The organism is Mycobacterium europaeum (genome assembly GCF_002102155.1).
Taxonomy (GTDB): Bacteria; Actinomycetota; Actinomycetes; order Mycobacteriales; family Mycobacteriaceae; genus Mycobacterium; species Mycobacterium europaeum.
Genome location: NZ_LQOU01000025.1, coordinates 226030 through 247132 on the forward strand (window position 1 = coordinate 226030; position 21103 = coordinate 247132).

The window sequence follows — 21103 nt, forward strand, 5'->3', positions numbered from 1 at the left end:
CCATGCCCGACGCCGTCACGGTGGTGCTGCCCTGTTTGAACGAAGAGGAGTCGTTGCCCGGCGTGCTGGCGGGTATACCCGCCGGATATCGGGCGCTGGTGGTCGACAACAACAGCACCGACGACACCGCCGGCGTCGCGCGGCGGCACGGCGCCCAGGTCGTCGCCGAGCCGCGGGCCGGCTACGGCTCGGCGGTGCACGCGGGCGTGGTGGCGGCGATCACCCCGATCGTGGCGGTGATCGACGCCGACGGCTCCATGGACCCCGGCGACCTGCCGCGGCTGGTCGCCGCGCTCGAGCAGGGTGCGGACCTGGTGATCGGGCGGCGCCGGCCGGTGGCCGGCCTGCACTGGCCGTGGGTCGCCCGGGTCGGCACCGTGGTGATGAGCTGGCGGCTGCGCACCCGCCACGGACTGCCGGTGCATGACATCGCGCCGATGCGGGTGGCCCGGCGCGAGGCGCTGCTGAACCTCGGCGTCGTCGACCGGCGTTCGGGTTATCCGCTGGAGCTGCTGGTGCGCGCCGCGGCGGCCGGCTGGCGCGTGGTCGAACTCGACGTCAGCTATGGTCCCCGCACCGGCGGTAAGTCGAAGGTCAGCGGTTCGCTGCGGGGGAGCATCACCGCGATCCTCGACTTCTGGAAGGTGATCTCGTGAGCGTGTTGCCGGTGACGCTGCTGGTGGTCGCCAAGGCGCCGGAACCGGGCCGGGCCAAGACCAGGCTGGCGGCCAGCGTCGGGGACGCCGTCGCCGCCGAGATCGCCGCGGCCGCGCTGCTGGACACGCTGGACGCGGTGGCCGCCGCGCCGGTGGCCAACCGGGTGGTCGCCATGACCGGTGACCTCGACCGCGCGGCCGGCGCCGGCGAGATCGGGCACCGGCTGCGGTCCTTCACGGTGATTCCGCAGCGCGGCGAGGACTTCGCCGACCGGCTCGCCAACGCCCATGCCGACGCCGCGGACGGCTTCCCGGTGCTGCAGATCGGGATGGACACCCCGCAGGTGACCACCGAGCTGCTGACCGATTGCGCGCGCCGACTGATGGCGGCGCCGGCCGTGCTCGGATTGGCCCACGACGGCGGTTGGTGGGTGCTCGGCGTGGCGGCGCCCGCCATGGCCGAATGCCTGCGCACCGTCCCGATGTCTCAGCGCGATACCGGCACACTCACCCTGAAAGCCCTGCGCGACAACAACATTGACGTCACGCCCGTGCCGCGGTTAGCCGACATCGACGTGCTGGGCGACGTCGCCGCGGTGCGCCAGGCGTGCGGGCAGGCCAGTCGTTTCGCGCGAGTCACCCGCGCGGCCGGCCTGTGAAGCCACTATGCGTCAGAAATCGGCTTGCGTCGGTGCGGTCGATGGACCGACGCCCGCATCGACCAGCGCCGGTTCGGCCACCGGCCGGGTGAGCACCGCGGCAGACTTCCCGGCGAAGGGGCGCCGGACGTACATGGTCCACGTGATGATGGCGGCGGCGACATACATCACCAAGAACAGACCGAACGCTGCCGAGTCGGAGCCGGTGCTCTGATAGGACTGCCGCAGCGCGAGATTGACCGCGACGCCACCGAACGCGCCTGCGGCGGCGGCGAACCCGATCAACGCCCCCGACATGTTGCGTGACCAATGGCAACGCTCGGCTTCGGTGACGTCGAGCGTGTGACTGCGTGCTTCGATCACCGCCGGGATCAGCTTGAACACGGACCCCTTGCCGAGGCCGGCCAGCAGAAACAGCACGAGCAGGCAGACGATGTAGCCGGCCATGGTGGCACCGCTCGTCGGGCGGTGACTGTGGTCATCGTGAGTCGCGACACCGGTCAGCACCGCGGTCGCGACGACCATCCCCGCGAAGACGGCCAGGGTGACGCGGTTGCCGCCGTAGCGGTCGGCCAGCCTGCCGCCGTAGATCCGGGACAGGGATCCCAGCAGGGGGCCGACGAAGGCGAGCTGGGCGGCGTGCAGCGACGCTTGCGCGGCGCCCTGCCCGCTGGCGACGAAATTGATCTGCAGCACCTGTGCGAACGCGAACGAGAACCCGATGAAGGTCCCGAAGGTGCCGACGTAGAGGAGCGCGAGTACCCAGGTGTCGCGCTCGAACATCACCGACCGCACGGTGGCCACCTCGATGCCGTGCTCCAGGTTGTCCATGAACCGTGCCGCCGCGATCGCGACCACCGCCAGCAGCACCAGGTACACCGAACACACCCAGTAGGGCTGGCGGTTTCCGGCGACGGCGATCACCAACAACCCGACCAGCTGCACGCCCGCCACGCCGAGGTTGCCTACACCGGCGCTGAGCCCCAGTGCCGAGCCCTTGAGCCGATGGGGGTAGAAGGCATTGACGTTGGCCAGCGACGCGGCGTAGTTCGCGCCGCCGCATCCGGTCAGTGCCGCGCACACCGCATACGGCCACAGCGGCAGGCCCGGGTTGGCCAGCAGCACCATGGTTCCGGCGGTGGGGATCAGCAGCACCGCCGCCGAAAACGTGGTCCAGTTGCGGCCGCCGAAGCTGGCAATGCCCAACGTGTAGGGAATGCGCAGGGACGCCCCGCTCAGCGTGGCGATGGCGCCGAGCAGTAGCTTGTCGGCCGTCGAGAAGCCGTACACGGATTGGGGCATGAACAGCACCATTACCGACCAGAGGGCCCAGATCGAGAAGGCGACATGGTCGGCCGCCATCATGCAGAGCAGGTTGCGTCGCGCGATCTTTTTGTTGCCGCCCTCCCAAGCGATGACGTCCTCGGGATTCCAGTCGACGAGTCGGTGCGCGCGGCCCATTAAACCCCCTAATCAAACGGTTGCCGACGTCGACGGTAGACCGGGGAATCGTTCGTAAGGTTCGCGAAAGCTGTGAGTAACCGGTGAATCCCGGCCCACGTCGACCTACCAGTTGGTCACGATGATGGTGTTGAGCAGCAGGGCTCCCACGGCGTTGAGCGCCAGCCACACCCGGTGCGACCGGACGGGCAGCAGCGCGGGCGCCGCGGTGAGCCAGATGGTGAAGGGCAGCCAGATCCGCTCGACCTCGGCCTTGCTGAGCATGCTCAGATCCGCGCAGGCGATCGCGGCCAGCACGGCCAGCAGCAGCAGGTGGAACCCGGAGCGGCGCCGGATGGCCGCCCGGTCGAACACCCGGCTGACGCCGGCGACGCTGCCCAACCCGATCGCGCACACGACGGACGCCAGGTTGGCCCAACTCCAGTACGGAAATGGCCGGTCTTTGGCGATGCCCTGCCAATAGCGTTGCTGCACAAGGGTATAGCCGTCGAACCAATAGAACCCCGAGACCGCGAAAGCCACCGCCACCGCCACGGCCGCCAGCGTCGCCGGGCCGAGCGCCCGGAGCGCGGCCCGCCAGTCGGCGGCCGATGCCAGCACCGCCGCCGCCGGCAGCCCCATCAACATCAGGCCGTAGTTGCAGAACACGCCCCAGCCCAGCAGCAGGCCCGCCGCGGCGGCCGCCCACGCCGGAAACCGGACGCGCCGGTGCACCGCCACGGCCAACAGCGCGATACCCCACGCGGCGACCCCGGCGAAGTACCCGTCGGCCGACACCGCCACCCAGATCGCCGTCGGCGCCACGGCGACGAACGGCGCGGCGCGGCGCGCGGTCTGCTCGTCGGCCAGCGCGCGGACGGCGATCAGCACCGCGGCCGCCGCACTGGACCCGGCCAGCAGGCACAGCAGCCCAGCCCAGGCGCCCCCGTGCAGGCCGATCCGGTCGAGCCAGACGAATGTCAGCAGCGCGCCGGGCGGGTGCCCGGAGACGTGCGTGGTCCACGAGTTCGGCTGGTAGTCGACGATCCGGCTCGAGAACGTGCGCACTGCGGCCGGGATGTCGGTGATGCCCGGCACCTGTGACAGGTACTCGTCCCGGGTGGTCAGCCGGCCGGCGAAGCCGCGCTGCCAGCCGTCGATCATCGCCAGCGCAAACGCCCAACCGCAGGCGGTGGCCCAGCTGCCCAGCGTCAACGCTCGCCACGAAACACGTTGCGCCAGCGTCGATCCCCAAATCACCGCGGCCACCGCGATGGCGATGGCCGGCCCGGTGCCCCAGCTGGCGTGGATCTCCCAGGCGCCGAAAATCGGCGCGGCGCCGGCGTGCGTGCCGAACCGTTCCTCACCCACATCGGTGCGCGGCCGGACGCCCCAGTGCAGCCGCGGCAACACGAACGCCGCGCCCACCAGGATCACCCCGATCGCGACGGCCGGTAACTCCCGACGTGCCACCCTCACGGTGGACCAGCCTATTGATCGCCCGGACCGGCGAAGCGGCGCACCAACGCCGTCCGGTCCACCTTGCCGATGCCGCGTCGCGGCAGCGCATCGACGACGTGCAGCTCGCGCGGAGCGGCAGTGGCGTCCAGGGTCCGTGTCACGTGTGTGCGCAGCGCGTCGAGCGTCGGCGCCGGGCAGCCCTCGGCCACCACGATCGCGGCGGCCACCCGCTGGCCCAGCCGGTCGTCGGTGAGGCCGAAAACCGCGCAGTCGCCGACGGCGGGGTGGCTGCCCAGCGCCGCCTCGACCAGCTGCGGCAGCACGGTCAACCCGCCGGTGCTGATCGCGTCGTCGGTGCGGCCCAGCACGGTCAGCACACCCGCCTCGTCGAGCACGCCGAGGTCGTCGGTGCGAAACCAGCCCGGCTCGGCGAACGGGTCGGGCTCCTCCAGCGGGTTGCGGTAGCCCTTCGCCAGGGTCGCGCCGCCGAGGGCGATGCGCCCGTCGTCGGCCACCCGGACCAGGACGCCCGCCAGCGGCACGCCGTCGTACACGCAGCCGCCGGCGGTCTCGCTCATGCCGTAGGTGCGGACCACGGCGATACCGGCCGCCGCGGCGGCGTCGAGCACGCCCTGCGGGGCCGGTCCGCCGCCGAGCAGAACGGCGTCCAGTTCGGCGAGCGCGGCCGCGGCCGACGGGTCGGTCAGCGCCTTGGCCAACTGCGTGGCGACCAGCGACGTGTAGCGCCGGCCGGTTCCCAATAGCCTTGTCGCGCCGGGCAATTGGGCGGCGTCGAAGCCTTCTGAGACGTCCAGTTCGACGGGCGTCGTGCCGGCGAGGGCGCTGCGCACCAGCACCTGCAGCCCGGCGATGTGATGCGGCGGCAGCGCCAGCAGCCAACGGCCCGGGCCGCCGAGGCGTTCGTGGGTGGCCGTCGCGCTGGCCGTGAGCGCGGCCGCGGTGAGCAGGGCCCCCTTGGGCGGACCCGTGGTTCCCGAGGTCGTCACCACCAGGGCGACGTCGTCGTCGATGTCCTCCCCGACCCGCAGGCCCGCCGCCGGCGCCGCCGAGCCGGGGGCGAGGGCGACCAGCGCGGGGTCGCGGCCGTCGAGTACCCGCTCCAGGGCGGGTAACAGCGTCGAGACGGCCGCGCCCGGCGGGACGATGAGGGCGCGCAGTACGGCTATGCGGGGTCCTCGGCCTGCTCCGAGTCGTCGAACGGCCAGCCCACGGCCGCCAACCGGACCCGGACCCGCTCGACGTCGTCGGGCGTCGGCAGCTCGTCGGTGATCTGGGTGATCAGCACCCCGATGTCCACGTCGTCGAACTCGCCGCGCCGGATCAGTTCGCGGGTCACCGCTTTGACCTCGTCATGGGAGAGCCGGCGGGTCAGCAGCGCGAGCACCGGGAAGGTGTCGGTGGGCGGGATGCCTTCCGGGTAGCCCGCGCGCAGCCACGAGACGATCGAGCTGAGAAATCCGTTCACGCTGGTACAGCTCCCCCCGGGGTCCGGCGCGGTAACGCAGTGGGCATCAATCGATGCTACTTGGGGTTGGCCCCCAGGAACCCCGTGCCGGTGTGGTGGGCGATGAAGTCCCGGGAGATGTAGAGCAGGGCGAACGCGATCACCACCAGCACGACCGCATAGATCAGCCAGGCGAGCGCCAGCAACGCCGGGTTCTTCCGTGGCGGGCTGCCATCGGTGGTCACCTGCCCGGCACCCACCGCATGGAATCGGAGCCCCAGGGCGAACAGCCCCGGCAGTGCGGCTCCGGCCAGCATGGCGAAGAGCAGGATCTTCAGGGATGCCTCGTAGTTGAACCAGTCGCCCAAGTGACTCATGCGTTCGCCTTCATCGTGGGGTCATCGGAGTCGTCTCGGCGAGGCGTGGCGCCGGCCACCGGCCCGCCGCCCGCGGGGACGTGCATGTCGTCGGCGCTTTCGAGTCCGCTGGTCAGGTCGCCCTGCCATTCGGCGTTGACGTTGTTGTGGTCGACCTTGACCTTGCGCGACCGGATGTAGATGGTGGCCGAGACCGCGACCAGCAGTCCGAAGCCAACGATGGCGCCGGGGTAGCCGCCGATCAGGTGCACGATCCAGTAGGTGACCGCACCGACCAGCCCGGCCAACGGGAGCGTCACCAGCCAGGCGACGCCCATGCGGCCGGCGACGCCCCAGCGGACCTCGCCGCCGGGCTTGCCGAGCCCGCTGCCGAGCACCGAGCCCGTGCAGACCTGGGTGGTCGAGAGCGCGTAGCCGAAGTGGGCGGACAGCAGAATCACCGCGGCCGAGGAGGACTCGGCCGCCATGCCCTGCGGCGACTGGATTTCGACCAGCCCCTTGCCCAGGGTGCGGATGATGCGCCAGCCGCCCAGATAGGTGCCCAACGCCATCGAGATCGCGCAGCCGACGATCACCCACAGCGGCGGCATCGACGCGGTCTTGCTGACCGAGCCGTAGGACATCAGCGCCAGGAAGATGATGCCCATCGTCTTCTGGGCGTCGTTGGTGCCGTGTGCCAGCGAGACCAGCGACGCCGAGCCCCACTGGCCGTACCGGAAGCCGGCCTCGGTGCGCTTGGTCGGGATGCCGCGGGTGATCCGGTAGACCAGCCAGGTCGCGACCGCCCCGACCACGATGGCCAGGATCGCCGACACGACGGCCGGGATGATCGCCTTGGACACCACGCCCTTCCAGATCACCCCGTGCGCGCCGACGGCCGCGATGGTGGCGCCGACGATGCCGCCGATCAGGGCGTGCGACGAGCTGGAGGGGATACCGAGGAGCCAGGTGAGCAGGTTCCACACGATGCCGCCGACCAGGCCGGCGAACACCAGCTCCAGCGTCACGATGTGCCCGTCGATGAGGCCCTTGGCGATGGTGGCGGCGACGGCGGTGGACATGAACGCGCCCGCGAGGTTCAGCACCGCGGAGAGCGCGACCGCCACCTTGGGCTTGAGCGCGCCGCTGGCGATCGAGGTCGCCATCGCGTTGCCGGTGTCGTGGAAGCCATTCGTGAAATCGAAAGCCAATGCCGTGATTACGACAATGATCAAGAGGAACAATTGGATGTTCACAGCGCCTGATTCTCGTGGTAGGGGGATTCCATTGTCGAATGCTGGGAGGGCGAAACGCGTCAGTATTTTGAGTCGTCGCCAGATGTTACCTCTCAGTTAACCGGATTTTCCCTGTCGTTCATTTCGGATGTCGCGGCGCAGCGGGTGGTCCGGCGGGATCTGGATGAAGATCAGCGTGATGCCGTCGGGGTCCGTCACGTGCATTTCGTATAGGCCCCATGGTTCTTGGCGCGCCTCGCGGGCGATCGCCACGCCCCGGCTGCGAAGCTCGGCCTGGGTCGCTTCGATGTCGCGGACCTGAAGCCACAGCGCGCCCGGGAACGGCCCCCGGGAATGGTCCGGTGAGCCGTAGCCCGCCAGCTCCAGCAAGGACTGACCGGCGAAAAATACTGTGCCCCCGGGGTATTCACGGGCAATCGCGAGGCCGACCTGGTCCCGATAGAACGACAGCGACTGCTGATAGTCCGCCGGCCGGAACAGCATCCGGCTGGCCAGGATCTCCATGACCTCGTGTCTATCACACGCGGCGGTTCAGCTACCGGTTTCTCGGTTGGGCTGGATTCTCTGTCGCTGCATGAGCGCGTTGACGAAGCGCGGGCCGAAGGTGTCCAGCGCCTTGGCGGCGATCGCCATCCTCGGCGCGATCCGCACCGGCCGGGTGCGTGCGGCGGTCAGCATCCATTCGGCGGCCTCTTCGGACGTGAGCGCCGGCATGCCCTCGTAGGCCTTCGTCGGCGCGATCATCGGCGTGGCCACCAGCGGGTAGTACAGCGTCGTGGAGTGCACACCCCTGCCGCCCCACTCGGTCTCGACGACCCGGCTCACCATCGACAGCGCGGCCTTCGACGCGTTGTACACCGCGAACAGCGGCGACGCCTCCGACAGCACCCCCCACGTCGAGACGTTGATGATGTGGCCGTCGCCGCGCTCGAGCATGCCGGGCGCGAGCCCGCGGATCAGCCGCAGCGGCGCGTAGTAGTTGAGCACCATGGTCCGCTCCACGTCGTGCCAGCGCTGCAGCGATTCGGCCAGCGGCCTGCGGATCGACCGGCCGGCGTTGTTGATCAGGATGTCCACCCCGCCGAGTCGGTTTTCGACGTCGGCGACCAGCGCGTCGACCGCCTCCATGTCGGAGACGTCGCACGGCATGGCCAGCGCGGTGCCGCCCGCCGCGGTGATCCGGTCGGCGAGCGCGTCGAGCAGTTCGGTGCGGCGGGCGACGACGGCCACCGTCGCGCCCGCGCGGGCCAGCAGTTCGGCGCCGGCCTCACCGATGCCCGATGACGCCCCGGTGAGCAGCACACGCTTGCCCTCGAGCTCGACCGGCTTCATGGCGGGCCGGTTGACCAGCACTTGCGGGGCCATCGGCGGCCGCATGGTGGCCAGGACGAGCTGATCGGTCAATCGGCGCAACGGGCTTTTGCTCACGGGTGGGCAGTCTAGGGGCGCGCCCCGCCGGCCCGTTCGGCGCTAGAAGTAGCGCGGGAACCGGCTCCAGTCCGGCGGCCGCTTCTCCAGGAACGCGTCGCGTCCCTCGACGGCCTCGTCGGTCATGTACGCCAGCCGGGTGGCCTCGCCGGCGAACAGCTGCTGTCCGACCAGCCCGTCGTCGAGGAGGTTGAACGCGAACTTGAGCATCCGTTGCGCCTGAGGGGATTTGGCGTTGATCTCGGCGGCCCACGCGATCGCCTCCCGCTCCAGGTCGGCGTGCTCGACGACCGCGTTGACCGCGCCCATGTGGTGCATCTGCTCGGCGGTGTACGCGCGGCCGAGGAAGAAGATCTCGCGGGCGAACTTCTGGCCCACCTGACGCGCCAGGTATGCGCTGCCGTAGCCGCCGTCGAAGCTGCCGACGTCGGCGTCGGTCTGCTTGAAGCGGGCGTGCTCGCGGCTGGCGAGGGTGAGGTCACAGACCACGTGCAGGCTGTGCCCGCCCCCGGCCGCCCAGCCGTTGACCAGACAGATGACCACCTTGGGCATGAACCGGATCAGCCGCTGCACCTCGAGGATGTGCAGCCGCCCCGCGCGGGCGGGGTCGACGGTGTCCGCGGTTTCTCCGCTCGCGTACTGGTAACCGCTGCGGCCGCGGATGCGCTGGTCGCCACCCGAGCAGAACGCCCAGCCCCCGTCTTTGGGCGACGGCCCGTTGCCGGTCAGCAGCACGACGCCCACGTCGGGCGACATCCGGGCGTGGTCGAGCACCCGGTAGAGCTCGTCGACGGTGTGCGGCCGAAACGCGTTGCGCACCTCGGGCCGGTCGAACGCCACCCGCACGGTCGCGTCGCTGACGTGGCGGTGGTAGGTGATGTCGGTCAGGTCGTCGAACCCGGGCACCGGTCGCCAGGATTGAGCATCAAAGGGATTGTCGGTCAAGGTGTTCCAACTCCTATGCCGGGTCCAGGCGGAAGACGGCGCAGCGCCCGGCCAGGGCCTCGAACTCCTCGGGCCGGCCCTCGGTGACGAGTCCGGCCCGCTTCATGAAGCCGACGCCCGTGGGCACCTCGGTGGGGAAGGCGCGCAGGATCGGCCGGGCGTCGTCGGCGGCCAGCTCGGTCATCCGGACCTTCTGGAGGTGACGGCCGCGCGCGATCGTCGCCTCCCGGGCGGCCCGCACGTTGGCCACCCAGTCGGCGCCCGGGAACCCGGCGACGACGTACTGCTGCCCGTCGAGCGTCATGGGGGTCACCGGTGTCGAGCGTGGTGCGCCGGACTTGCGGCCGGTCACGGTCAGCACGACGGGGCTCTCGCCGCCGAAACTCAGCCCCAGCCGCGACATCTGGATGAACACCTTGTTGGCCGGCTTCAGCCACCACGGCGGCTTGACCGGTTTGCCGCTTCCCATAGGCAGCGACGTTACCTCTGGAACGGCTCGACCCCATGGGGCTGGGGCTCCGTTGTGCCGACGGCGTCCAGCTTTTCCAGGGCGTCGGCGCCGAGGGTGACGTCTCCGGCGCCGAGATTCTCCTGCAGGTGCGTGACGGATCGCGTGCCCGGAATCAGCAGCGTGTTCGGCGCGTGGGACAGCAGCCAGGACAGGCCGACCTGGGCGCCCGTGACGCCGAGCTCGCCGGCGATCTCGGCCACCACGGGATGGTCGGCGACCTTCGGGAAGCCGGGGAACGACGATCCCAGCGGGAAGTAGGGCACCCACGCGATGCCCTCGGCCGCGCACAGCTGCAGCGTGTCTTCCTGCGAGCGGTCGAGGACGCTGTAGGCGTTCTGCACGCACGCGATGCCGGCCGGCAACGCACGGCGCACCACGTCGAGCGGCACGGCGCTGATGCCGATGCCGCCGATCTTGCCCTCGTCGCGCAGCGCGATCATCTCGGCGAGCTGGTCGTCGAGGTCGACGGCCTGGTCACCGTCGGCGGCCACGCCGGGCCCGAGGTCCATGCGCCGCAGGTTGACCACCGGGACGCGGTCCAGGCCGAGCTGGCGCAGGTCGTCCTCGACCGCGGCGCGCAGCTCCGCCGGCTTCTGGGCGGCGGCCAGCGGTATTGGCTCTTCGCCGGTGTATCGCGCGCCGACCTTGCTGACGATGACGAGGTCATCGGGGTAGGGGGCCAGCGCGGCGCGGATCCGGCGGTTCACTTCGCCGGGGCCGTAGAACGACGCGGTGTCGATGTGGTTGACGCCGAGTTCGACCGCGCGGCGCAGCACCACGGCCGCGTCGTCGGCGGACGCCGCCTCGAACAGCTGCATCGCGCCGTAGCCCACGCGTGCGACGGTCGACGTGCCGATGGTGCCGAGACCGCCGGGTTGTGGTTTGTCCGTCATGGTTCTCCCTCGTGCCAGACTGGAGAAGATGCGGAGGATCCTCCGCTTATCCGAGCGTAGCAGAAACGGAGGAACCTCCGCTTTGGCCGAGATCCGATCCGACGCGCGCCGGAACCGCGAGCGGCTGCTCGAGGTGGCGACGGCGGCGTTCTCGCAAGGCCGGCCGGTGTCGCTGGAGTCGATCGCGCGCGAGGCGGGCGTCGGGATCGGCACGCTCTACCGTCATTTCCCGAACCGGGAGGCGCTGGTCGAGGCCATCTACCGTGCCGAGCTCGCCGAGGTGGCCGCGGCGGCCGAACGGCTGCTCGGGCGGTACCCACCCAAGACCGCGCTGCGCAACTGGATGGACCGTTACGCCGCCTTCGTGACCGCCAAGCGCGGCATGGCCGAGTCGTTGCACGCGATCTTCGACTCCGGTGCCATGCAGCCCAGCCAGACTCGGGACAGCATCGTCGGCGCCGTCGACACGCTGTTGCGGGCCGGCGCCGACGACGGCAGCCTGCGTCCCGACGTGCGGGCCGACGATGTGGTGTCCAGCCTGATCGGCATCTTCCTGGCCAGCGGCTCGGCGGAGCAGACCGGTCGCATGCTCGACCTGCTGGTCGCGGGCATCGCGGTCTAGCCGGGCACTCGCGCTTCTCTGGCCCGATCTCCCCGTCGAACGTGAAACCAACTTCACGCTCGGGGACGAGCGTGAAGGTAGTTTCACGCTCGGCATCGAGGCGGCCGGCGACCTAGCCGACCGCGCGCCCGGCGCCCTCCCAGAACCGCGCCCGCACGGCCTTCTTGTCGGGCTTGCCCAGCGCGGTCACCGGCACCGACTCGACGACGATCACCTGCTTGGGCGATTGCACCGAACCCTTGCGCTCCTTGACCGCCGACTGGATCTCGACGGTCACCCGCGCCACCGACTCCTCGTCGGAGGGATGGTCGGGTCGCAGCACGATCACCGCGGTGACGGCTTCGCCCCACTTCTCGTCCGGCGTCCCGATCACGCACACCTGCGCGACGGCCGGGTGCTCGGCGACGACGTCCTCGACCTCGCGCGGGAACACGTTGAACCCGCCGGTGACGATCATGTCCTTGACCCGGTCGACGATGAACCAGAAGCCGTCCTCGTCCTCGCGGGCCATGTCGCCGGTGTGCAGCCAGCCGTCCTTGAACGTCTTGGCCGTCTCCTCGGGCAGGTTCCAGTAGCCGCCGGAAAGCAGCGGCCCGGACACGCAGATCTCGCCGACCTCGCCCTGCGGCACCGGGTTGCCGTCGGCGTCCAGCAGGGCGGTGCGGGCGAACAGGGTGGGCCGCCCGCACGAGGTGAGCCGCTTCTCGTCGTGGTCCTTCTTGGCCAGATACGAGATCACCATCGGGGCCTCGGACTGCCCGTAGTACTGGGCGAAGATCGGTCCGAAGCGGCGGATGGCCTCGGCCAGCCGCACCGGGTTCATCGCCGAGGCGCCGTAGTAGACCGTTTCCAGCGAGGACAGGTCGCGGGTGTGCGAATCCGGGTGGTCCATCAGCGCGTAGATCATCGACGGCACCAGCATGGTCGCGGTGATCTTCTGCTCCTCGATCACCCGCAGCACCTCTGCGGGATCGAACTTGGTCAGCACGATCAGCTCGCCGCCCTTGATGATCGTCGGCACGAAGAACGCCGCCCCGGCATGCGACAGCGGGGTGCACATCAAAAAGCGTGGGTTCTCCGGCCATTCCCACTCGGCGAGCTGGATCGTGGTCATGGTGGTGATCGACTGCGCGGTGCCCAGCACGCCCTTGGGCTTGCCGGTGGTACCGCCGGTGTAGGCCATGCCGCCGATGTGATCGGGCGGGAGGTCGGCCGCCACCAACGGTTTCGGCGCATACTTTGCGGCCTCGGCCACCAGGTCCACCGCGGAATCGGCCAGCGCTTCGGGGACCGGGCCGATGGTCAGGACCTGCTTGAGGCCGGGGACCTTCTCCAGCAGGCCCAGCGCCCGCTCGACGAACATCGGGTTGGGGTCGATGATCAGCGACGTCACGCCGGCGTCGCCCAGCACGTAGGCGTGGTCGTCCAGGGAGCCCAGCGGGTGCAGCGCCACGCGCCGGTAACCCTGGGTCTGGCCGGCGCCGATGATCATCAGCACCTCGGGCCGGTTCAGCGACAGCAGCCCGACGGTCGCTCCGGTGCCCGCGCCCAGCGCCTCGAACGCCTGAATGTATTGGCTGATGCGCTCGGCGAGCTGTCCACCGGTCAGCGTGGTGTCGCCGAGATGCAGCACCGGCTTGTTCTTGTTGCGCTTGAGCGCACCGACGGTCAGGTGTCCGGAATGAATCGGATGGCGCAGCAGATCGTCACTCATGGGCCAAGACTAGAACGTGTTGCAATTCGCGTCAGCCGCCCCCTTGACCCACTAGCATTCCTGCGCATGGTCGCCGCAGATCTCGTCGTCATCGGAACCGTTCTCACCGTCGACGAGTCGCGCCCCACCGCCGAGGCGCTCGCCGTCGCCGACGGGCGCATTGTCGCCGTGGGGAGCCGGTCGGACGTCGATGCATACATCGGTCCCGAGACTCAAACCGTCGACATCGGCGACGGCTGTGTCATGCCGGGATTCGTTGAGGCGCACGGCCATCCGCTGATGGAGGCGCTGGCGCTGTCGGACCGGATCGTCGACATCCGGCCGGTCACGCTGCCCAATGCCGACGACGTCGTCGCCGCGGTGCGACGTGAGGTCGCCGCCAGGGGAGCGGCCGGCGCCTACCTGAACGGCTGGGATCCGCTGCTGCAGCACGGGTTACCCCGGCCGACGCTGGCCTGGCTCGACGACATCGCGCCGGACGGGCCGCTGATCATCATCCACAATTCCGGGCACAAGGCCTTCTTCAACTCCCACGCGGCCCGGCGCGTCGGCCTCGACCGCGACACCCCGGATCCCAAGGGCGCCCGCTTCGGCCGCGACGCGCACGGCGAGCTGGACGGCACCGCCGAGGAGACCGGCGCGGTGTTCCCGCTGCTGGCCGGCGCCATCGCGCCGAGCGACTTCCCGGCGATGCTGCGCGCCGAATGCGCCCGGCTCAACCGCGCCGGGCTGACCACCTGCTCGGAGATGGCCTTCGACCCGACGTTCGGGCCGCTGGTCGAGCAGCTGCGCGACGAGTTGACCGTCCGGCTGCGCACGTACGAGATCTCCAACCCGCAGATGCGCACCGACGCCACCCCAGGCCAGGGCGACGACATGCTGCGCCAGGTCGGCATCAAGATCTGGGTGGACGGTTCGCCGTGGGTGGGCAACATCGCCCTGTCCTTCCCGTACCTGGACACCGAGGCCACCCGCACCATCGGGGTGCCGCCCGGCTCCTGCGGCCACGCCAACTACACCCGCGAGCAGCTGGCCGAGATCGTCGGCGCCTACTTCCCGCTGGGCTGGCCGATGGCCTGCCACGTGCAGGGCGACGCCGGTGTGGACCTGATCCTCGACGTCTACGAGGAAGCGCTGCGCCGCCACCCGCGCCCCGACCACCGGCTGCGCCTCGAGCACGTCGGCGCGATCCGCCCCGAACAGCTGCAACGCGCCGCCGACCTCGGGGTCACCTGCAGCATCTTCGTCGACCAGATCCACTACTGGGGCGACATCATCGTCGACGGCCTGTTCGGGCCCGAGCGCGGATCCCATTGGATGCCGGCCGGTTCCGCGGTGGCCACCGGAATGCGCATCTCCCTGCACAACGACCCCCCGGTCACGCCCGAGGAGCCGCTGCGCAACATCAGCGTCGCCGTGACCCGCACGGCGCCCAGCGGCCGGGTGCTGGCACCCGAGGAGCGGTTGACCGTCGAGCAGGCGATCCGCGCGCAGACCATCGACGCGGCCTGGCAGTTGTTCGCCGACGACGTGACCGGCTCGCTGGAGGTCGGCAAGTACGCCGACCTGGTGGTGCTGTCCGCCGACCCGCGGACGGTGCCGCCCGAGGAGATCGCCGACCTGCAGGTGCGCGCGACCTATCTGGCGGGCCGCCGGGTCCACGGCGAGTGACGCCGTCCCTGAAGGACCTGCTCGACCGCCTGCACGTGGTCGCGCTGCCGATGCGGGTGCGGTTCCGCGGCATCACCACCCGCGAGGTCGCCCTGATCGAGGGACCCGCGGGCTGGGGGGAGTTCGGTGCCTTCCCGGAATACGCGCCGCCCGAGGCCGCGCACTGGCTGGCGTCGGCCATTGAGTCCGCCTACCGCCGCCCGCCGCCGCCGCGGCGCGACCGCATCCCGATCAACGCCACCGTGCCGGCCGTCGAGGCCGCCCGGGTGGACGAGGTGCTGGCCCGGTTCCCGGGGGCCCGCACGGCCAAGGTGAAGGTCGCAGAACCCGGTCAGACGCTGGCCGACGACGTCGCGCGGGTCAACGCCGTGCGTCGACGCGTGCCGACGGTGCGGGTGGACGCCAACGGCGGGTGGAGCGTGGAGCAGGCGGTGCGGGCGGCGGCCGCCCTGACCGCCGACGGCCCGCTGGAATACCTCGAACAGCCGTGCGCGACCGTCGAGGAACTCGCGGAGCTGCGCCGGCGGCCGGACCTGCCGGACGTTCCGATCGCCGCCGACGAAAGCATCCGCAAGGCCGACGACCCGCTGGCCGTGGTCCGCGCCCGCGCCGCCGACATCGCCGTGCTGAAAGTGGCCCCGCTGGGCGGCATTTCGGCCATGCTGGCGATCGCCGCGCAGATCGACATCCCGGTCGTGGTCTCCAGCGCGATCGACTCGGCGGTGGGAATCGCCACCGGGCTGGCCGCCGCGGCGGCCCTGCCGGAGTTGGACCATGCCTGCGGCCTGGGTACCGGTGGGCTGTTCGTGGAAGACGTTGCCGCCGTCGCCCCGCCCACGGACGGCACCCTGCCGGTCGGCCAGGTCACGCCCGATCCGGCGCGGCTGCTCGCCCTGGCGGCGCCCGCGCAGCGGCGGCAGTGGTGGATCGACCGGGTCAAGGCCTGCCACGCGCTGCTTGTACCGTCGTTGGAGTGATCAACCTGGCTTACGACGACCGCGGCTCGGGCGAGCCCGTGGTCTTCATCAGCGGCCATGGCGGCGCCGGCCGGACCTGGCACCCGTACCAGGTTCCCGCGTTCCTGGCGGCCGGATACCGCGTCATCACGTTCGACAACCGCGGGATCGGCGCCACCGAGAACGCCCAGGGATTCACGACGCAGACCATGGTGGCCGACACCGCGGCGCTGATCGAGGGGCTCGGCGCCGCCCCGGCCCGCGTCGTCGGGATGTCGATGGGTGCGTTCATCGCCCAGGAACTCATGCTCGCCCGGCCCGAGCTCGTCAGCTCGGCGGTGTTGATGGGCACCCGGGGCCGCATGGACAAGACCCGCGAGTTCTTCCGCGACGCCGAGGCCGAACTGGCCGACGCCGGCGTCCAGGTGCCGAGCTCGTACGAGGCGAAAATCCGTCTGCTGGAAAACTTTTCGCACAAAACGCTGAACGACGACGTCGCGGTCGCGGACTGGATCGCGATGTTCTCCATGTGGCCGGTCAAGTCCACCCCGGGGATGCGTTGTCAGCTGGACGTCGCGCCGTACACCAACCGGTTGCCGGCCTACCGCAGCATCGCGACGCCGGTGCTGGTGATCGGCTTCTCCGACGACGTCTTGACGCCGCCCTATCTGGGCCGAGAGGTCGCCGACGCGCTGCCCAACGGCCGCTACCTGCAGATCGCCGACGCCGGCCATCTCGGGTTTTTCGAGCGCCCGGATGCGGTCAACGAGGCGGCGCTGAAGTTCTTCGCCAGCAACTAGTTCTTTCGGGTTGTGACAGGCTGTACTGGTGAACCCCTCGACGACACAGGCCCGCGTCGTCGTCGACGAGCTGATCCGTGGCGGCGTCCGTGACGTGGTGTTGTGCCCCGGGTCGCGAAACGCGCCGCTGGCGTTCGCGCTGGCCGACGCCGACCGGTCCGGGCGGATCCGGCTGCACGTCCGCATCGACGAGCGCACCGCCGGCTACCTGGCCATCGGGCTGGCGATCGCGGCCGGCGCCCCGGTGTGTGTCGCGATGACGTCGGGCACCGCCGTGGCCAACCTCGGCCCGGCCGTCGTGGAAGCCAACTACGCGCGGGTGCCGCTGATCGTGCTGTCGGCCAACCGGCCCTACGAAATGCTGGGCACCGGGGCCAACCAGACCATGGAGCAGCTGGGCTACTTCGGCACCCAGGTCCGCGCGGCCATCAGCCTCGGCCTGGCCGAGGACGCCCCCGAACGGCTGGACGCCCTCAACGCCACCTGGCGATCGGCCACCTGCCGGGTCCTGGCGGCCGCCACGGGATCTCGCACCGCCAACGCCGGCCCCGTGCAGTTCGACATCCCGCTGCGCGAACCGCTGGTGCCCGATCCCGAGCCGCACGGCGCCGCCATCCCGCAGGGACGGGCCGGCGGGCGGCCGTGGACCTACACGCCGCCGGTCACGTTCGACCAGCCGCTGGACATCGACCTGACACCCGACACGGTCGTCATCGCCGGCCACGGCGCCGGCGCGCAGCCCAACCTCGCGGAGTTGCCGACCGTCGCCGAGCCGACGGCCCCGGCCCCCGCCAACCCGCTGCACCCGCTGGCCCTGCCGCTGCTGCGCCCCAAACAGGTGATCATGCTCGGCCGCCCCACCTTGCACCGGCCGGTGTCGGCGCTGCTGGCCGACCCGAAGGTGCCGGTCTACGCGTTGACCACCGGGCCGCGCTGGCCGGACGTCTCGGGCAACTCGCAGGCCACCGGCACCCGGGCGGTCACCACCGGCACCCCGAATCCGGCCTGGCTGCAGCGCTGCGCGGAGGTCAACAGGCACGCCAACGACGCGGTGCGCGGCCAACTCCGGGCGCACCCGCTCACCACGGGCCTGCACGTCGCGGCGGCCGTGGCCGACGCGCTGCGGCCCGGCGACCAGCTGGTGCTGGGGGCGTCCAATCCGGTCCGCGACGCCGCGCTGGTCGGCCTGGACACCCACGGCATCCGGGTGCGCTCCAACCGCGGGGTCGCCGGCATCGACGGCACCGTCTCCACCGCGATCGGGGCCGCTTTGGCGCATGAGGGGCGCACCATCGCGCTGATCGGCGACCTGACGTTCGTGCACGACAGCTCCGGGCTGCTGATCGGCCCGACCGAGCCCACACCGCACGGTCTGACCATCGTGGTCTCCAACGACAACGGCGGCGGCATCTTCGAACTGCTCGAGCAGGGCGACCCGCGGTTCTCCGACGTGTCGTCGCGGGTCTTCGGCACACCGCACGACGTCGACGTGGGGGCCCTGTGCCGCGCCTATCACGTCGAGAGCCGGCAGATCGAGGTCGACCAGCTCGGCGCCGCCCTCGACGAGCCCGCGGCCGGCATGCGGGTGCTCGAGGTCAAGGCCGACCGCTCGTCGCTGCGGCAGCTGCACGCCGCGATCAAGGCGGCCCTGTGAGGGCCCGGTGAACTACGCGAAGAGATTGCTGCACATCCTGATTCACGGCCGCAGCGACCGGCCGCCGAGCACGCGCTCCAGGATCGCGTTGCGCTGGGCCCGCATCGCGGTGCTCATCGTGACGGCCTTGGTCACGCTGCAGTCGGTCCTGCTGGTTGCCGGCGCCTGGCGCAACGACCTTGCGATTCAACACAACATGGGGGTGGCGCAGGCCGAGGTGCTCAGCGCCGGTCCGCGCCGATCCACCATCGAATTCGTCACACCCGAACGGGTCACGTATCGTCCGGAACTCGGCGTGCTGTACCCGTCACATCTGGCCACGGGCATGCGCATCTACGTCGAGTACAACAAGAACGACCCCAATCTGGTTCGCGTGCAGCACCGCAACGCGGGGCTGGCGATCATCCCGGCGGGCTCGATCGCGGTGGTGTGCTGGGTGGCCGCGACGCTCCTGCTGATCGGCCTGGCGGTGTTGGACAAGCTGCTGGACCGGCGTGCTGAGACGTCCGACCAGCAGATTTCGCACGACGTATGCCCGTAGGCAACCTTGCCGAAAGTCGGCGCTGACACTGTGGTGTTGTGCGCGTTGCCATCGTCGCCGAATCGTTCCTGCCGGAAGTCAACGGTGTCAGCAACTCGGTGATCCGGGTTCTCGAGCACCTGCGCCGGACGGGTCACGAGGCCCTCGTCATCGCCCCGGACACCCCTCCCGGTGCGGTCCCGGCGGACCGGATTTACGACGGGATCCGCGTGCATCGCGTTCCCTCCCGGATGTTCCCGAAGGTGACCACGTTGCCGCTCGGTGTGCCGATGCCGCGGATGGTGAAGGTGTTGCGCGGATTCGACCCGCACGTCGTGCATTTGGCCTCGCCAGCGTTGTTGGGTTACGGCGGGGTGAAGGCGGCCCGGTGGCTGGGCGTGCCGACGGTCGCCGTGTATCAAACGGACGTACCGGGTTTCGCGGCCAGCTACGGCATCCCGATGACGTCACGCGCCGCGTGGGCCTGGTTCCGCCATCTGCACAGCCTCGCCGACCGCACCCTGGCGCCGTCCAGCGTGACGATGGAATCTCTTGTAGCACACCGTTTCCCGCGGGTCCACCACTGGGCGCGGGGGGTGGACGTGCTGCGGTTCGCCCCGTCGGCGCGTGACGAGGAGCTGCGGCGGCGCTGGTCGCCGCAAGGCAAGCCGATCGTCGGCTTCGTCGGCCGGCTGGCGCCGGAGAAGCACGTCGAGCGGCTGATCCCGCTGGCGGTGCGGGACGGGATACAACTCGTCATCGTCGGTGACGGTGTCGACCGCGCCAAGTTGCAAAAGGCCATGCCCACAGCGGTTTTCACCGGGGCTTTGTACGGTGACGAACTCGCGGCGGCGTATGCCAGCATGGACGTCTTCGTGCATCCCGGCGAGCACGAGACGTTTTGCCAAGTCGTGCAGGAAGCGCTGGCGTCGGGGTTGCCGGTGATCGCCCCCGACGCCGGCGGCCCACGTGACCTCGTCACGCCGTGGCGCACCGGTTTGTTACTGGGCGTCGACGAGTTCGAGTCGAAGTTGCCCGCGGCCGTCGCCCATTTGATCGACGAACGCCAGCGTTATGCACTGGCCGCCCGGCGCAGCGTGCTCGGCCGCAGCTGGCCGGTCATCTGCGACGAGCTGCTCGGCCACTACGAGGCGGTGCTGTCGCCGTTTGCCCGCCGGCGGGCGTTCGCCAGGCGGTACGCGCAGGGCCAGTGAGCTGAGGGTCAGCCCTGCGCCAGTTCGGCGACGGGTTGCCATTCCTCCCAGCTGCGCAACCGGCTCTCGTAGTCGGCCTTCGCGGTTTCCAGCGGCGACGCGCCGAAAAACGCTCGCAGCGGTGGCTTTTCGGCGTCGACCACCTTCAGCAGCGCTGCGGCGGACGCCTCCGGGTTGCCCGGGCTGGCCCAGCGCTTGCTGCGCTCGGCCTGCACGGCCGCGCGCACGTCGTCGTAGGCCGGCAGCGGATCGGCGTGCCTGGCCGAGTCGCCGGCCCAGTCGGTGTCGAAGCCGCCCGGCTCGATCAGCGTGACGTGCACGCCGAACGGGGCGACCTCCTGGGCCAGCGCCTGCGAAAAGCCTTCCAGCGCCCACTTGGACGCGTGGTACATGCCGACCAAGGGGAACGCGGTGATGCCCCCGATCGAGGACACCTGGACGATGTGCCCGCTGCCCTGCCCGCGCAGGTACGGCAGCGCGGCCTGGGTGATCCACAGCGCCCCAAAGACGTTCGTCTCGAGCTGATCGCGGGCGTCCTGTTCGGAGAGTTCCTCGATGAACCCGAACTGCCCGTAGCCGGCGTTGTTGACGACGATGTCCAGGCGGCCGAAGTGGTCGTGGGCGCGCTTGACCGCGGCGAAGTCGGCGTCTCGGTCCGTGACGTCCAACCCGATCGGCAGCAGCGCGTCTCCGTAGCGCTCGGCCAGGTCGTCGAGTGACGCCGTGTTGCGCGCCGTCGCGGCCACCTTGTCGCCGCGTTCCAGCGCCGCGATCGTCCATGCCCGCCCGAAACCGCGCGATGTACCGGTGATGAACCACACTTTTTCAGTCACGCAGTGTTGCAACGCCGATGTCGCCGCCTAATTCCCGAGAGGTAGCGTC

At 70.4% G+C, this 21103-nt stretch carries 22 protein-coding genes; 9 read left to right on the forward strand and 13 right to left on the reverse strand.

All coding sequences use genetic code 11. The annotated features are described in order from the left end of the window. Positions 1-2: 2 nt before the first annotated feature. Together AWC03_RS13005 and AWC03_RS13010 are read left to right on the forward strand one after the other, a co-directional pair. A complete protein-coding gene (locus AWC03_RS13005) occupies positions 3-656 on the forward strand; it encodes a glycosyltransferase family 2 protein (protein WP_085240874.1) in 654 nt (217 codons plus the stop codon). Continuing rightward, positions 653-1315 (forward strand): TIGR04282 family arsenosugar biosynthesis glycosyltransferase, encoded by a 663-nt coding sequence (locus tag AWC03_RS13010; protein ID WP_085240875.1) that lies wholly within the window; start codon positions 653-655, stop codon positions 1313-1315. The genes AWC03_RS13005 and AWC03_RS13010 overlap by 4 nt, the downstream gene beginning before the upstream one ends. Positions 1316-1327: 12 nt before the next feature. On the opposite strand, the gene AWC03_RS13015 is transcribed toward AWC03_RS13010, so the two are convergent. The 11 genes from AWC03_RS13015 to AWC03_RS13065 all read right to left on the reverse strand — a co-directional run bounded on the left by AWC03_RS13015 (position 1328) and on the right by AWC03_RS13065 (position 11070). After that, the gene (locus tag AWC03_RS13015) at positions 1328-2776 is read right to left on the reverse strand and encodes an MFS transporter (protein WP_085240876.1); all 1449 of its coding nucleotides are present in this window, start codon (positions 2774-2776) and stop codon (positions 1328-1330) included. Positions 2777-2881: 105 nt separating this feature from the next. After that, entirely contained in the window at positions 2882-4234 is a 1353-nt protein-coding gene (locus AWC03_RS13020; RefSeq protein WP_085240877.1) for a hypothetical protein, read from the reverse strand. A gap of 11 nt (positions 4235-4245) precedes the next feature. Further along, positions 4246-5340 (reverse strand): o-succinylbenzoate--CoA ligase, encoded by a 1095-nt coding sequence (gene menE / locus AWC03_RS13025; RefSeq protein ID WP_211279231.1) that lies wholly within the window; start codon positions 5338-5340, stop codon positions 4246-4248. A 59-nt stretch (positions 5341-5399) separates the two neighbouring features. Next, positions 5400-5702 (reverse strand): DUF3349 domain-containing protein, encoded by a 303-nt coding sequence (locus AWC03_RS13030; protein ID WP_085240879.1) that lies wholly within the window; start codon positions 5700-5702, stop codon positions 5400-5402. 56 nt (positions 5703-5758) lie between these two features. Further along, complete coding sequence (locus AWC03_RS13035; RefSeq protein ID WP_085240880.1) at positions 5759-6058, reverse strand: hypothetical protein; 300 nt, start codon at positions 6056-6058, stop codon at positions 5759-5761. Beyond that, positions 6055-7293 carry an inorganic phosphate transporter gene (locus tag AWC03_RS13040; protein ID WP_085240881.1) on the reverse strand — a complete coding sequence of 413 codons (1239 nt, stop codon included), beginning with the start codon at positions 7291-7293 and terminating at the stop codon, positions 6055-6057. Before AWC03_RS13040 ends, AWC03_RS13035 begins: the two co-directional genes overlap by 4 nt. A gap of 96 nt (positions 7294-7389) precedes the next feature. Continuing rightward, positions 7390-7797 (reverse strand): VOC family protein, encoded by a 408-nt coding sequence (locus AWC03_RS13045; protein WP_085240882.1) that lies wholly within the window; start codon positions 7795-7797, stop codon positions 7390-7392. A gap of 27 nt (positions 7798-7824) precedes the next feature. Then, positions 7825-8721, reverse strand: coding sequence for an SDR family oxidoreductase (locus tag AWC03_RS13050; RefSeq protein WP_085240883.1), 897 nt, complete (start codon positions 8719-8721; stop codon positions 7825-7827). 42 nt (positions 8722-8763) lie between these two features. Further along, positions 8764-9666, reverse strand: coding sequence for a 1,4-dihydroxy-2-naphthoyl-CoA synthase (locus tag AWC03_RS13055; RefSeq protein ID WP_085240884.1), 903 nt, complete (start codon positions 9664-9666; stop codon positions 8764-8766). A 13-nt stretch (positions 9667-9679) separates the two neighbouring features. After that, the gene (locus AWC03_RS13060; protein ID WP_085240885.1) at positions 9680-10135 is read right to left on the reverse strand and encodes a nitroreductase family deazaflavin-dependent oxidoreductase; all 456 of its coding nucleotides are present in this window, start codon (positions 10133-10135) and stop codon (positions 9680-9682) included. A gap of 11 nt (positions 10136-10146) precedes the next feature. Beyond that, a complete protein-coding gene (locus tag AWC03_RS13065) occupies positions 10147-11070 on the reverse strand; it encodes an aldo/keto reductase (RefSeq protein ID WP_085240886.1) in 924 nt (307 codons plus the stop codon). A gap of 82 nt (positions 11071-11152) precedes the next feature. Between AWC03_RS13065 and AWC03_RS13070 the strand changes: the two genes are divergently transcribed. Beyond that, positions 11153-11692 (forward strand): TetR/AcrR family transcriptional regulator, encoded by a 540-nt coding sequence (locus AWC03_RS13070; RefSeq protein WP_244275175.1) that lies wholly within the window; start codon positions 11153-11155, stop codon positions 11690-11692. Between the two features lie 112 nt (positions 11693-11804). Here the strand turns inward: AWC03_RS13070 and fadD8 are convergent, their stop codons facing one another. Then, on the reverse strand, positions 11805-13406 hold the full coding sequence (gene fadD8, locus AWC03_RS13075) for a fatty-acid--CoA ligase FadD8 (protein WP_085240888.1): 1602 nt from the start codon (positions 13404-13406) through the stop codon (positions 11805-11807). 66 nt (positions 13407-13472) lie between these two features. Here fadD8 and AWC03_RS13080 point away from each other — a divergent pair, with 66 nt between their 5' ends. From AWC03_RS13080 to AWC03_RS13105, 6 genes are read left to right on the forward strand one after another with little or no spacing between them, the layout of a single operon-like run. After that, complete coding sequence (locus tag AWC03_RS13080; RefSeq protein WP_085240889.1) at positions 13473-15077, forward strand: amidohydrolase; 1605 nt, start codon at positions 13473-13475, stop codon at positions 15075-15077. Continuing rightward, positions 15074-16054, forward strand: coding sequence for an o-succinylbenzoate synthase (locus tag AWC03_RS13085; protein ID WP_085240890.1), 981 nt, complete (start codon positions 15074-15076; stop codon positions 16052-16054). The genes AWC03_RS13080 and AWC03_RS13085 overlap by 4 nt, the downstream gene beginning before the upstream one ends. Beyond that, positions 16051-16833 carry an alpha/beta fold hydrolase gene (locus AWC03_RS13090; protein ID WP_085240891.1) on the forward strand — a complete coding sequence of 261 codons (783 nt, stop codon included), beginning with the start codon at positions 16051-16053 and terminating at the stop codon, positions 16831-16833. The genes AWC03_RS13085 and AWC03_RS13090 overlap by 4 nt, the downstream gene beginning before the upstream one ends. A gap of 28 nt (positions 16834-16861) precedes the next feature. Then, on the forward strand, positions 16862-18487 hold the full coding sequence (gene menD, locus AWC03_RS13095; RefSeq protein ID WP_085240892.1) for a 2-succinyl-5-enolpyruvyl-6-hydroxy-3-cyclohexene-1-carboxylic-acid synthase: 1626 nt from the start codon (positions 16862-16864) through the stop codon (positions 18485-18487). 7 nt (positions 18488-18494) lie between these two features. Beyond that, positions 18495-19028: a DUF3592 domain-containing protein gene (locus AWC03_RS13100; protein ID WP_142278380.1), complete on the forward strand. Its 534-nt coding sequence runs from the start codon at positions 18495-18497 to the stop codon at positions 19026-19028. A 38-nt stretch (positions 19029-19066) separates the two neighbouring features. Next, positions 19067-20221: a glycosyltransferase family 4 protein gene (locus tag AWC03_RS13105; RefSeq protein WP_085240893.1), complete on the forward strand. Its 1155-nt coding sequence runs from the start codon at positions 19067-19069 to the stop codon at positions 20219-20221. Between the two features lie 8 nt (positions 20222-20229). Here AWC03_RS13105 and AWC03_RS13110 read toward each other — a convergent pair whose 3' ends face one another. After that, positions 20230-21054 carry an SDR family oxidoreductase gene (locus AWC03_RS13110; protein ID WP_085240894.1) on the reverse strand — a complete coding sequence of 275 codons (825 nt, stop codon included), beginning with the start codon at positions 21052-21054 and terminating at the stop codon, positions 20230-20232. Positions 21055-21103: the final 49 nt, after the last annotated feature.

Excerpts from the sequence above, each read along its gene's own strand:
- fadD8 (WP_085240888.1), bottom strand. The coding sequence starts at position 13,406 with ATGAGTGACGATCTGCTGCGCCATCCGATTCATTCCGGACACCTGACC.
- AWC03_RS13065 (WP_085240886.1), bottom strand. The coding sequence starts at position 11,070 with ATGACGGACAAACCACAACCCGGCGGTCTCGGCACCATCGGCACGTCG.
- AWC03_RS13005 (WP_085240874.1), top strand. The coding sequence starts at position 3 with ATGCCCGACGCCGTCACGGTGGTGCTGCCCTGTTTGAACGAAGAGGAG.
- AWC03_RS13080 (WP_085240889.1), top strand. The coding sequence starts at position 13,473 with ATGGTCGCCGCAGATCTCGTCGTCATCGGAACCGTTCTCACCGTCGAC.
- AWC03_RS13045 (WP_085240882.1), bottom strand. The coding sequence starts at position 7,797 with ATGGAGATCCTGGCCAGCCGGATGCTGTTCCGGCCGGCGGACTATCAG.
- AWC03_RS13060 (WP_085240885.1), bottom strand. The coding sequence starts at position 10,135 with ATGGGAAGCGGCAAACCGGTCAAGCCGCCGTGGTGGCTGAAGCCGGCC.
- AWC03_RS13015 (WP_085240876.1), bottom strand. The coding sequence starts at position 2,776 with ATGGGCCGCGCGCACCGACTCGTCGACTGGAATCCCGAGGACGTCATC.
- AWC03_RS13035 (WP_085240880.1), bottom strand. The coding sequence starts at position 6,058 with ATGAGTCACTTGGGCGACTGGTTCAACTACGAGGCATCCCTGAAGATC.